This window comes from Aeribacillus composti (assembly GCF_031760945.1).
Taxonomy (GTDB): domain Bacteria; phylum Bacillota; class Bacilli; order Bacillales; family Aeribacillaceae; genus Aeribacillus; species Aeribacillus composti.
Genome location: NZ_CP134501.1, coordinates 408,836 through 421,979, shown reverse-complemented (window position 1 = coordinate 421,979; position 13,144 = coordinate 408,836). Strand labels below are relative to the sequence as shown.

The following is a 13,144-nucleotide window of genomic DNA, read 5'->3' as shown; positions in this document are numbered from 1 at the left end:
GAATCGATTGTTTCGATTAACGGGTGGCATTTTTTTAAAGAGCGAAACTGTTGTTTGTTTCATCCTCCATGCCCTGCTTAAGAGTTGTTTAATAATTTTTCATTTATATACTTACGAGCAATTAAAGCGTATTCCAATGGATGGGCTATTGACGGATCTTGTTCGGCTTCAACGATAATCCATCCTTTGTATTGATGGTCCAATAGTTTTTGATAAAGTACGGTAAAATCAATGCAGCCGTCCCCTGGTACCGTAAAGATTCCGCTTAAGAAGGAATTCATGAATGATTTTCCTTCTTTTTTGCACTCCTCCATTATCTTTTTTCTTACATCTTTAAAGTGCACGTGTTTTATGCGGTCAATATGCTTGTTTAATAGCTGCTGGCAATCTTCATCGGAAACATAGATGTGGCCTGTGTCATAGAGCAGGTGCACGTAGTTTGCATCAGTGTTTTCCATTAACCGATCAATCTCCGGAAGGGTTTGAACCCCCGTTCCCATATGATGGTGATAAACTAATTTCAAACCGTACTGCACAGCGATTTTTCCCAGTTCGTTCAGGCCTTCGCACAATTGGGTCCACTCGGCATCTGTAAAGTGCGGCTTTTCGGAAAAAACATTTTTATCGGTACCTTGAATGCTGTAAGTCTGCTCAGAAACTACTGCCACATCTGCATGAACTTCATACAAGTATTGACAATGCTGATGGAAAGCCCGTTTAGCTTCTTCTATGCCGTCGCGGATAATAAAACTGCTAAACCACCGTCCTGCTATTTTTAAGTTTCGCAGCTTCAATTCCTTGTTTAACACTTTCGGCTCAGGGAAAAAGCCGCCGACTTCGGTGCCTTCAAAACCTGCGACAACAATGTCGCTTAAAAGGTGCTGCAACGTATTTTCAGCTCCGATTTCCGGTATATCATCATTTCTCCAGCCGATCGGCGAAATTCCCCATAAGATGTCTTGCTCTCCCATTGTTTGTCTCCTTCTTTAATATTGTTTGGCAGTTTTTAAATTTTCTTGTTTTTCTTTAAATGCTTTTTGCACACTTTCCTTTTCAGAGACTTCCGCAACCCCGACATGCCACCAGCTTTCATAGCCATTTGTCATGGTCTTTGGAAGCACTTTCATTTCTATTAAAGTAGATACATTTTGTTTCTTGGCATCTTCTAATGCTGCTTTCAATTCTTCGACTGTATTGGCACGGTAAGTTTTGGCTCCGTAGCCTTCAGCCACTTTTGCATAATCAATGTTCATGATTTGATTGTCATGTGTTCGGAATTCGCAATAATAGCTTCCCATTCCATTGCCCATTTGCAGGTTGCTAATACAGCCAAATCCTGAGTTGTCAAACAGCAAAATATTAATTTTATGATTATATTGAATGGCTGTAACCAATTCAGAATGCAGCATGAGGAAGCTGCCGTCGCCGACCATGGCATAAACTTCTTTGTCAGGCTGCGCAAGCTTGATTCCTAAAGCACCCGACACTTCATATCCCATACACGAATACCCGTATTCCATATGGTATGTGTTAGGTTCTGTTGAATGCCATAAGCGTTGAAGATCTCCAGGCAATGAACCAGCTGAACCGATGATGATACTGTCAGGCGAAACCGCTTCATTAATCGCCAATAATGCAGTGGTTTGCGCCAATTCTGTATTTAACGCATCTGCATATTCATTCAGCACTTCTTGGGAAAACTGATCTTTTATTTCCGGTGTAAAGTTTTCCCTGTCAAACACTATCTTGCTTAAACGGTCGCGCTCTCTCAGCCACTCCTCTTTTAATTCGACAATTTGATCTCCGAATTCGCTTTTATACCCGTCCAACAGCGGGAATAACAGCTCCAAAGTTGTTTTGGCATCTGCGACTACTTGAAAACCATCCATTTTATAGGCCTGCAAACGGCTGACATTAATGTTCAAAAACTTTGCCTGTTCAAAATTGAACGCTGTTTTCGACGAAGTCGTAAAATCTGTATATCTTGTTCCCACTCCAATAATCAAATCCGCTTCTTTAGCCGCTTTATTGGCAGCTAATGTTCCGGTTACTCCGATTCCGCCCAAATTATTTTTAAATGTTGATTCGACTGTCGATTTTCCGGCTTGCGTTTCGACAAGCGGAATATCATGCTTCTCGGAAAGCTTGATTAAAATATCCCTCGCTTGGGAATATTTTGCACCGCCGCCCACAATGATAAGTGGTTTTTTGCTTGATTTTATTAATTCTGCAGCTCCCTTTAGCTCTCGATCGGTCGGCAATTTGCGGTCAAGATAGTGCACCCGTTTTTCAAAAAATTTCTCATCAAAATCAAACGCTTCCCCTTCGGCATCTTGCGAAATGCAGATGGTCGCAGGACCCGCTTTGGCCGGATCTGTCATCACTTCAAAAGCTCTGATTAAACTTGACATCAACTGTTCAGGGCGTGTGATCCGATCCCAATATCTTGATACGGGCTTGAGCGCATCATTGGTTGTCACCGCCGTACTATATTCATGTTCCACTTGCTGCAAAACAGGATCAGGCTGGCGGGTAGCAAACGTATCTGCAGGGAGCAGAAGGACGGGAATATTATTGGAAAGAGCTGTACCCGCTGCCGCGACCAAGTTGGCCGACCCCGGTCCAACCGACGTGGTGACGGCAAATATTTTTTGCCGAAGCATTTGTTTGCTGTAAGCAATGGCTGCATGCGCCATTCCTTGTTCATTTTTCCCTTGAATTACTTTTAAATGGCCGGGATCTTGCTCAAGCGCCTGACCAATTCCTAAAACATTGCCATGTCCGAACACATTGAAGATTCCTTCCACAAAGGGAAATTCTTTACCGTCAACGTGAATGTATTGTTGGTTTAAAAATTTGATTAAAGCTTGAGCTGTTGTCAGCCGGATAGTTCCCATCTTTTTCACCCCTGATCGTATTCAATTAAGATCTTTCGGCAATGAGTTGTTCGATTTCTTCTGCTTTCGGCATTGCATCAGAAGAGCTGTGTCTGCTGACGACAATAGCTGCTGAGGCGCTCCCGTATTTTAAAGCCGTCTCAATGTCCTTGCCTGTAATTAGCGCATACAAGAAGGCTGAAGCGTATGCATCCCCTGCACCGAACGTTTTTAATACTTTTGTCCGATAAGCATTCGCTTGAAATGTTTCACCTGATTTCGCATACGCATAAGAGCCTTCAACGCCATGCTTAATGATAATCAGGTCCGGCGAATGCTGAAACAAATAGCGAACGGTCTCTTCGTTTTTCCCGTCTTTTGTTCCTTCCATGATATCGTATTCGTCGCGGGTGCCGATCACAACGTCTGCCTTTTCCGCCACCAATGAATAATAAACAGAAGTTTCATCAGTAGATATCCAAGTGTACGGGCGATAATCCAATTCAAATATGACTTTCACATCATGTTTTTTCGCCAGAGAGATCGCTTTCAAAACAGCTTCTCTCGAAGGGCTTTTAGATAGCGCCGTACCGGAAACAAGCAAAATTTTGGATCTTTTGATATATTCCTCATCTACCTCGGACGGTTTCAAATAGAGGTCTGCTACATTTTCACGATACATTAAGATGCTGCAGTCTTCCGGACTTTTAATTTCTGTAAAAGCCAATCCGGCTTTATGCCCCTCCTGATCAACGACCATATGGGATGTGTCAACCCCAACATTGCGCATATACTGCTCAATAAAACGGCCATGCTGATCGTCTGAAATTTTTCCGATGAATCCAGCCTTCAGCCCTAATTTTGAACAGCCAATGGCAATATTAGCCGGAGAGCCTCCAACATATTTTGTAAAAGTCATCGTTTCTTCCATCGGACGGTTGTATTCCACAGCGTTTAAATCAATGCATGCACGGCCAATTGCAATGATGTCAAATTCTCTGTCGGTATTGAAATCATATCTCATCTTTGATAAACAGCTCCTTGTATTTTTTAACGTTTCAATATCCATTCATGATCAGGGTCATTGTAAAATTTCCAAATCCGTTTCGGGCCTGCCATAACATTTAAATAATAAGAGGTATAACCGTCTGGTACGCCGACCGGATGATATCCTTTCGGCACGATGACAACATCACCGTTTTCAACTGTCATCGTTTCATCTAGTGAACGATCGTCCGTATAAACTCGCTGAAAAACGAATCCTTGAGGCGGATCCATTTCATGATAATAGGTCTCTTCCAATAGCGACTCATTTGGTAAGTTATCACGGTCATGCTTATGCGGAGGATAGCTTGACCAATTGCCGCTTTCCGTAAACACTTCCACCACTAAAAGACTATTCGCACTTGGATCTGAATCAGGCAAAATATTGTGGACAAAACGTTTATTGTTAAGTATCCCCCTATGCTCGATTCCTACATTTTCTGCTTTAATCCATTTCGTAGGCAGCTGACGTTCAGACGGGGAATAGCATAAGGCAACGCGCGCTTTTGTTACTCCTTCAACCTCAAAATGGCGCTGATTGGAAACATATACGCTGTCCGTCGGGATCTTTTCAAAAACACTTTCCCGCGTACCTAAATTTTCGAAATTTTCATCACCGACTGAAACATTAATTTTTCCCGTTAAGGCGACGATGCAGCATTCTTGGTTTCCTAATAATTCCGAATATTTGGCGTTCGGATCTAAATCGATGACTTTAAATCCCACATATTCCAAAGGAGAGTTTTCTGATGTTACTTCATGAACAACTATTACTCCCTTTTCGATTTCTTTCTTGTTCGGTTTTCGCAGCAAATGACTCATATATACCTCCCTCACATGGCGGCGGTTTTCTTTTTCTTAAAGGAAAGAAAACCGAAAAAACAATTGTTTTCTTAAAGCTTTTGACAAAGCCGTCGCGCTCTCTTTTCCGATTCATTTTCAGGCTCATGAAGCTGAATAATGAGCCTGAAGGATGAATCTTCTATCACATTACCAATCTATTATTCAAAACTTGGCGTTTTATAGCGCGCTGTGACAACCTTTTTGCGCGTATAAAAATCAACGCTGTCTTTTCCGTTGGCGTGCAATGTTCCAAAGAACGAAGACTTCCATCCGGAGAACGGGAAGAACGCCATTGGAGCCGGCACTCCTAAGTTAACGCCTAGCATACCTGCATCAATATTTTCGCGGAAATAGCGAATGGCTTGAGCGTTCGTTGTAAAAATACATGCGCCGTTGGCAAACTCAGATCTATTTGCAATTTCGATCGCTTCTTTTAAATGTTTCACCCGAATGATCGATAAGACAGGTGCAAAAATTTCGTCCTTCCAAATGGTCATATCGGTTGTAACATTGTCAAAAATCGTAGGTCCGATAAAAAACCCGTCGTCAGTTGCGCGATTGCGTCCGTCACATACCAAGGTTGCGCCTTCTTCAACACCCTTTTCAATATAACGGATCGTGCGTTTTTTATTTTCTTCTCGGATGACCGGTCCTAGCAAGACACCGTCATCAAGGCCGTTGCCCATTTTAATATTTTCTGTTTCTTCTTTTAACTTGGCGATAAATTGATCAGCAATTTCTTCCTCCACCGTCACAACTGAACATGCCATGCATCGTTCTCCTGCTGATCCGAATGCTGAAGAAATAATGTTGGTAACAGCATCATCCAAGTTGGCATCCTTTAACACAATCGTATGGTTTTTCGCTCCAGTCAACGCCTGAACACGTTTTAAATTTTCACTAGCCCGTTTATAAACGTATTCGCCAACCGGCTTGGAGCCAACGAACGAAATCGCTTTGATATCCGGATGATCCAAAATTCCATTGACAACATCATGCGCTCCATTTACCACATTTAATACACCTTTTGGAAGACCCGCTTCTGTAAACAAGTTGACTAATTTTTCGATTAAGAGCGGTGTTCTTTCAGATGGTTTTAATATAAAAGTATTGCCAAGCGCTATTGCCATTGGGAACATCCAGCAAGGCACCATCATCGGGAAGTTAAACGGAGTAATCCCGCCGACCACGCCGATCGGATAGCGGTAATTGGTCGCCTCAATATCAGTCGCAATCGTTGATAAGGAATCCCCCATCATTAAAGTAGGCGCTCCTGCCGCAAACTCTACATTTTCTATTCCGCGCTGAACTTCTCCTAATGCTTCAGAATAACTTTTTCCATTTTCAATCGTAATGATCCGCGCTAATTCTTCCCTATGCTTTATTAACAGCTGCTGAAAATTAAATAGAATTCTTGCACGGCGAGGAACAGGGACGTTTTTCCATTCCTCAAAAGCTTTTTTGGCAACTTCTACAGCTTCATCCACTTCCTCTTTTGTAGAAAGCGGAACTTGGCCAATTACTTCTTTTGTAGCAGGATTGTAAACATCTTCATATTTTGTTGCTTTACTTTCAACCCATTCGCCATTAATGTAATTTTTTAATTTTAATGCGTTAGACATTTTCTGTCCCCCTTAATTCATCAACACTAGTTGATCATAAATAGTTGGTATGTTTTTTAAAAAATTGATGATATTATTGTTATATATTAGTTATATTTTGGTTATATCTCGATTTTTATGATAATATTAAAAGCGTTTTCAGTCAACAAAAATTTAAAAATATTTCTGCGACTAATCGGCTAAATCTTCATTATTATTGAACTTATAGGGTAATATAGATATAATTAACGTTGATGGTTAAGTTTTGGTTAACTTTATAATTTGTTTCAAATATTAGCCAGTGAAAACTAAAGAAAGCAAGAGGGATCCACATGTTAAAATCTAAACGAATAGAACAAATAGAAAAATATGTTTTTGAACATCAAACCGTTTCGTTGGACGAACTTGTTAAGGAATTCAATGTGTCAAAAAACACCATCCGGCGCGATGTTCAACAATTAGTTGAACGGGGAACGATCAAAAAGGTGTACGGAGGAGTTGCTGTTAATCATACAACATTAGAATCATTTACGGTCAGACAAACCCGCAATCAAAAGCAGAAAAAAGCCGTTGCCAAAGCAGCCGCAAAATATGTTGAGGACGGCGATATTATTTATATTGATTCGGGAACAACAACATTGGAAATGGTGGAATATTTGCAAACAAAACAGGTTACGATCATCACAAACAATTTGGACTTTATTATAAATTCGTACCCTTATCCAAACTTAAACGTTCTGACAACAGGTGGAGTATTTGAACGTAAAACGAAATCGTTCGTCAGTCTCAAAAATATGGATATATTACAAAGCTACAATATTAATAAAGCTTTCATGGCATCAACCGGCATCTCCATTTCAAATGGCGTAACGAACTCTTCCCCGCTTGAAAGCGAAATAAAACAAACAATTGTAAAAAGAAGTGAACAAGTTTATTTATTGGTAGATCATGATAAATTTGATAAATACGCTTTAATGACTTATTGCCGTCTTGATGAGGTTGATTATATTATTACGGACACTGCTCCGAGCGAGCAATACCAGGAATTTGCCAAAAAACACAATATCCAGCTTGTCATTGCTGATAATGAAAATTAAACATAAAACATCGTTGACAAGCGGCTAGCAGCTTTTTCTTTTGTCAAATTGTTTTTGAGGTGACTGAATCCTTGTTCTCATCATGATTTCCTCAAGCTTGTTCACCTTTAACGATGGAGACATATTTTAATAGATTTTCGAAATCGTTCCTGCTATTCTATGGAACAGGAAGTAATTGATTCATTCAGTAGATAAGTGTAAATGTTTTTATTTTAACGGACACAACAGAGTGAAAGCCATTCGATTATTCTATTTTCAAGCTGCTGGTCGAACCAATTGGCAAAAAGGATTTAAACCTGCGGTTACAATTGGACAATTTGCAAACAGAGAAGCCCTCCCTTCAACACCGCTTGATCAAAAATCAACTTAGTTATGCAAAAACCCCCGCCTTTTTTTCGTTTTGGGAACTAACTGTTGCAAAGTATGTATAAAGATTTTTAAGGCAAATCATGAAAACCTCCTTCGGCAAACATAAAACCCTTGGACAAATCCTTTTACTGGATTGCCCAAGGGTTTAAGAATACTTGCGAAACGAATTCATGAGTTGAGGATCTACACCACATGTCGCTCACCGCCGCATATTGGTTCTTCCTGAAATATTCTTCCGGTGATTATACCCCAACAGCTTACAAAGCAATGTTTCCAACCACCTTTTCCTCATCTAAAAGATGGTTTCAACAAAAAAAGAGAATTGCCATAAGATTTCTATAATCAGGAACTGTATCATACGACTGGAATTTTTAAATCCCTAAACAAAACCTGCCAAAGGAAAAATACCTCCTTTAAAGGTTCTGCCTTAGGAAAGGTTGGGACTATAAGATGCGAATGGGTAATTATAAGGGTAATGATGGTAATGATGGATATAATTTGGATTTTGGCGGGTCGATCTAGTTTGATCATTTTCATATTTCTTACGTTTACAGTTTTTATGTGGGCCGATAAATGTGTTCGGTTGAATAGGAGCTATAGTTTTCTTCCATTCCTGTTCATTCAGGCAATAAGTATGCGCCATGATATTTGACGGAGTAAGCTTTAAGATATCTGAACCTAAAATCACCTCAGGAGTCGGGGCATCAAATATTGCCAGAAGGTGTGTATTATCCTTGGTTGCTACTTCGTAATGCCACCATGCTTGCGGGATATTTACCACCTGCCCCGGCTTAATTGGATAGTTATGAATTTGTTTTGTAAATGGGTTCAACATCGAGACAATGGCAGCACCGGAAATACAATAGACCAGCTCAGCTGCATTTTGATGATAGTGAGGTTCTATAACATTATTTTTGCTTAAAAAAATATCCAATAAAGATATGTTTTCTAATGTGTTTAACTGTTTAATTCCCAAGATATTTATAAAGTTGTGTTTATCCTTTGTGAACGATCTACTCTTGTTGACATCGAAGGTGAATTGCGTTTTAGGTGATGTGTAATCCAAATATGCAACCATGTGCACTCATCCTTTGTGTTTAAATATTTCACCATAATCTATGCAGACACGTATTAGTAGTGCAAGTACCTAAATAAAAAAGCCAAAGATCTCCCTGTACCTAAAATATGGGCGATAAAAAATTAGGGATAATCTTTTCCAGAAAGGGTAATATGCCGAAACTTCCTTGAGCTTCCTCGCAGCCAAAGGCAATTTTCCCCTTGACCGATTCGCTATCTATGCAGGATGGAATTTTGTCATGAAGACGTACACATTAATCGGAGCGAAATAGTTGAACTTTTATCGTTGCAAAAACATCAGGCAGCTCAATATCAACGTCATCTCTATTTTGTGATTTGGCCAGTTATTTTTCAGTCAAAATCATTTTTGAAAACAATAATGACTTTGTTTTAATTCGAAAATAGTTGCACAACTGACCAATGTAAGACTATATTTTTGGGATAAGCAAATCACATACTGCCTAAGCCTTCCTTGGTCAATGGTTATAAATTCAGCATTCTGTTTGAAAGAAGAGTACTTCCTAATTGTAAAAAATAAAATGTTAAACAATAACTAATTTACCAATATTCCAAACCATACTAACTTGATACTTGGTTTATTCATAATATTCATTTATATACCCCTCGTAAGAAGATGATTTATTAAAAAAAATGAGAGTATAAAAAGAAACAGAAATTCAAAGCCCAAAAAAAGGAATTTTAACATTTTATTGTTTATCTTTCCTCCTAATTGCCAAGCAAGAATAAACATAGATAAAATTAAGGGGAATAAACTTAAATATAGATTTTTAGTTAGTACTATAACGATCAATGCTAAGAAAAAAAGGGCAGTTGATAGAAAATTTGCAAATTTTGCACTCATGACATGACCTCCAATATTATAATGGGGTTATATACCATTCTATTATTTCTGCCAATTAAGGAAAATTAATATTATACTGGTTAATAGGGCTATTTCAAATAACGTCTGTTTTATTAGCTGTTTTGTACTTAAAGAAGTACGGAAATATTCAATAATAATTGATACGCCTTTTAATCCAATGATTCCACTTATTAATATCGCAGGTATCTCAAATATTCCATGCGGGATTAGCTTTACAAAAATACTTGAAATAGACAATCCAAGCTCCAATTGCTGCTGAATAGAGGAACCGACTATTAACCCATTGGTTATCAAAAATATAACAGTAGGAATACCTAGAGAAAGTAATCCTGAAGCAATAACTAGTGATGCCTTTATATTATTAAAAAGTAAGTCTTCTACATCAGAAGCCTGTATATAGTTTAAGTCTCCTCTTACTGCATCTATTCTAAACAAATCCCCCCCTGCCATCCCCCCAAAAAATAAAAGTAAAGAAATGACATACAATATTTTGTTATTCGATACAAGCTTACGAACAACATCCTTTATACCCCTTCCCTGAAAATTCATTTGCTCATCATTTCTCCAGAATTTTCACCTAAGTAAACTGATGTAATACGCTTTTCTATTGAATCGAGACTTAATTTATTGGTTGAAAACTCCTCGACAATTTTACCTTTATGTAAAATCCCTATTTTATCACATAGAGAATGTGCCAATTCAAGTAAATGTGTCGTTAGAATGACTGTTTTATCTGCTTTTACAAACTTTTTTATATGTTGTCTTATAATATGTGAATTGATTAAATCGATTCCTGTCAAAGGTTCATCTAATAATAATATATCTGGATCGTTCAATAATGCTGATGCAATAGATACCTTTTGTTTCATTCCGTGGCTATATGTCTTAATCAATTCATCTTTTGCTGATGTTAAATTGAAGAGGTCAATTAAATAAGAAACTTTATCTTTTCGCAACTCTTTCGGAACATCTAAAATAGATGCAAAGAACAAAAGATATTCTTCCCCGCTTAAATATTCATATAAAGAAGCGGAATCAGGAACAAAACTTATTTTTTTATTGCTTTTATTACCAACACGATTTATGTTATCAATGTATATTTCACCATTATCTGGTTTGGATAAACCTGCAAGGATACGTAGAAAGGTAGTTTTCCCAACACCATTCGTACCAACAATCCCATAGATACAACCCGTATCCACTTGGAAATTAAGGTTATCTAAAACGATATTTTTATCATATCTTTTAGATAAATTTTTCACCTTAATCATTTTTTAAGAAAACCTCCCTGACTGAAATTTGTTTAGTATACGCAGCAACGATGGCATAAGCGCAAAAGAAAAAGACAACGAGAATTAATATAAGAATACATGCAACCATAGTGTTTAATTTTAATCCGAAAAATTGATCTGCGATCAGTAATCCTCCTATGAAAACCGTGTATAGATAAGTTAGACCATTATTTAAAATGCTATCTATAAAAAGGGCTTTGTGGGATTCACCAATTTCATAGGGATGCTCCCAATTTATCCGTGGGTATAACGCTGTTGAGAATATTTGAAATAAACCACTCAGTCCACCGTAGGTGAGCATAATAGTGATTGATAAAGCATACAGAAAAATATTTACATTTATAAAAACAGAAGATAATAAGACTACGAAAAAAGTGACTAGAAATGTAAAAATAAAATATATATACCATTTTTCTTTGACAATATCCCACATTGTATATTTGGTATAAACAAGCAAGTGTATATTCTTGGCCTCTGTATCAATCGCTAATATCATTTTTAGTGAGTCGCCAACAATTTGAAATATGGCAAAAGCAAATACTGTTATAATGGATAAAAAAAACAACGGTGATGTTGAATCAATAAAATGTTGTACTACTGGCAAGGCGATTCCGATAAATACTAGCAAGCCTAATATAGTTTTTCCTATATGCCCAATAAACCATGAACTAACACGCTTAATATGAAGTATGTCTTTTACAAAAAAATATTTATTTGTATTCATGAACTTATCTTTATCAGATATAGAGCTTTTACGGGTACGAATTTGGTAATAAGGTATTAAATCTAAATGATTTAATGTTTTGATCCATATCAAAGTGAATACACCAGCTATGAATAGCATGAAAAGAAAAACGATGAAAAGTTTATGAAACTCGAGATTATATATGTCCTTAGGCAGACTGAGTTCCATTAAAAAAGACTGATATTTTATCACAATATTTGCTAATTCAATTCCAAATTTTTGTGAATTGAATAACAGTGAAGCGATCGTGAAGGGTAATAAAAAAAATAAGAGCGCAACGACTATAAATATAAAAAAGCGATTTAATAAACGCAGTGATTGTATATAAAAAAAATGGGCAAACAAAAAGCGGAAGTATGAAAAAAACATAGTCATTATTAAACTTAATAGACTAAATAGCGGAAAATAGTAAATCAAAAATTTCGGCTCAAAACTTGGGTAATTTATATGTATTCCTAAAACTACAGGCATTAACAAAACGAACCACATTATCACTGTATTTTTCAATGAGTCACCATAAATAGAAGCAATGACTTGCAACACTCTATAACTTTTTAATTGAGACAACATTTTTGTCGTGTCATAATAAAAAACAGAAGATTTTTTATTAAAGAAACTTAATGAGTTGAAGAAAGCAAGAAATATTACAAAGCTCAAAAAGGCATTTAACCATGTATTTGCGTCTAGATCCTTGATGATATAACCAGTTAAAAATACTGTGAAAAAAAACAAAGCACTCATAATAAAAATCATAATGAGTGTAATCCATCTATATATCTTTCTAAGATCAATTTTATCCAGCTGCCAGTCTGCTAAAAATTTTCGCAGAGCAGATTTTCTGTTATATTTTATTATATTGATCATTTTATCTAAAAAAGAAAAGGCAGAATTACTAGTAAACATTATTGAATTGGCACCTCCTGACTAGGTAAACAGAAAAAAGAAGGGGCATGTTAATTTTAGTATTAGCTGCGAATACAAGTTTTGCCGGATTCCCGCAGCTTGTGCTTGTACTCTTTCAGCTTTAATTACCAAGCAATAGCAAAGTCTCTTCCTGAATTTTGAATAACGGCTTTAATTGCAGTAATACCTCCAATTGCGCCGCTAAGTCCAGCTACTGCCGCAACAATCGACCAAAGAGTTGAACCTCCAGAAACCAAATCAATAATAAGCCCTGCTGTAGCCTGTTTAATTCCGAGTTTAGTAGCTAATCATGCGAAAGATGAATTTACAGTTCCTATTTCAGTAGTAACTTGAGCTGCCATTAAACCTAATGCAAAAGTTAAAAGACTAGCAAAAAATCCTTTTTTTCAGGTC

General features: G+C 37.3%; 11 protein-coding genes. 1 reads left to right on the top strand and 10 read right to left on the bottom strand.

The window, feature by feature from the left end; translation table 11 throughout:
• Positions 1-77: 77 nt before the first annotated feature.
• The 5 genes from iolE to iolA form a co-directional block, all read right to left on the bottom strand.
• A complete protein-coding gene (gene iolE, locus RI196_RS02210) occupies positions 78-971 on the bottom strand; it encodes a myo-inosose-2 dehydratase (protein WP_063387631.1) in 894 nt (297 codons plus the stop codon).
• 15 nt (positions 972-986) lie between these two features.
• Complete coding sequence (iolD, locus tag RI196_RS02205; RefSeq protein ID WP_066248127.1) at positions 987-2,897, bottom strand: 3D-(3,5/4)-trihydroxycyclohexane-1,2-dione acylhydrolase (decyclizing); 1,911 nt, start codon at positions 2,895-2,897, stop codon at positions 987-989.
• 25 nt (positions 2,898-2,922) lie between these two features.
• The gene (iolC, locus tag RI196_RS02200; RefSeq protein ID WP_311066812.1) at positions 2,923-3,900 is read right to left on the bottom strand and encodes a 5-dehydro-2-deoxygluconokinase; all 978 of its coding nucleotides are present in this window, start codon (positions 3,898-3,900) and stop codon (positions 2,923-2,925) included.
• 26 nt (positions 3,901-3,926) lie between these two features.
• On the bottom strand, positions 3,927-4,742 hold the full coding sequence (iolB, locus tag RI196_RS02195; RefSeq protein WP_130158047.1) for a 5-deoxy-glucuronate isomerase: 816 nt from the start codon (positions 4,740-4,742) through the stop codon (positions 3,927-3,929).
• A 179-nt stretch (positions 4,743-4,921) separates the two neighbouring features.
• A complete protein-coding gene (iolA, locus tag RI196_RS02190; RefSeq protein WP_063387635.1) occupies positions 4,922-6,385 on the bottom strand; it encodes a methylmalonate-semialdehyde dehydrogenase in 1,464 nt (487 codons plus the stop codon).
• 311 nt (positions 6,386-6,696) lie between these two features.
• Here iolA and RI196_RS02185 point away from each other — a divergent pair, with 311 nt between their 5' ends.
• A complete protein-coding gene (locus RI196_RS02185) occupies positions 6,697-7,461 on the top strand; it encodes a DeoR/GlpR family DNA-binding transcription regulator (RefSeq protein WP_063387636.1) in 765 nt (254 codons plus the stop codon).
• 796 nt (positions 7,462-8,257) lie between these two features.
• On the opposite strand, the gene RI196_RS02180 is transcribed toward RI196_RS02185, so the two are convergent.
• The 5 genes from RI196_RS02180 to RI196_RS02160 form a co-directional block, all read right to left on the bottom strand.
• On the bottom strand, positions 8,258-8,908 hold the full coding sequence (locus RI196_RS02180; protein ID WP_311066811.1) for a cupin domain-containing protein: 651 nt from the start codon (positions 8,906-8,908) through the stop codon (positions 8,258-8,260).
• A 903-nt stretch (positions 8,909-9,811) separates the two neighbouring features.
• The gene (locus tag RI196_RS02175) at positions 9,812-10,339 is read right to left on the bottom strand and encodes a stage II sporulation protein M (RefSeq protein WP_311066810.1); all 528 of its coding nucleotides are present in this window, start codon (positions 10,337-10,339) and stop codon (positions 9,812-9,814) included.
• A complete protein-coding gene (locus tag RI196_RS02170) occupies positions 10,336-11,061 on the bottom strand; it encodes an ABC transporter ATP-binding protein (RefSeq protein ID WP_311066809.1) in 726 nt (241 codons plus the stop codon). The genes RI196_RS02175 and RI196_RS02170 overlap by 4 nt, the downstream gene beginning before the upstream one ends.
• A complete protein-coding gene (locus tag RI196_RS02165) occupies positions 11,054-12,730 on the bottom strand; it encodes a hypothetical protein (RefSeq protein WP_311066808.1) in 1,677 nt (558 codons plus the stop codon). Before RI196_RS02165 ends, RI196_RS02170 begins: the two co-directional genes overlap by 8 nt.
• A 125-nt stretch (positions 12,731-12,855) precedes the next feature.
• The gene (locus RI196_RS02160; protein WP_311066807.1) at positions 12,856-12,987 is read right to left on the bottom strand and encodes a hypothetical protein; all 132 of its coding nucleotides are present in this window, start codon (positions 12,985-12,987) and stop codon (positions 12,856-12,858) included.
• Positions 12,988-13,144 lie beyond the last annotated feature (157 nt).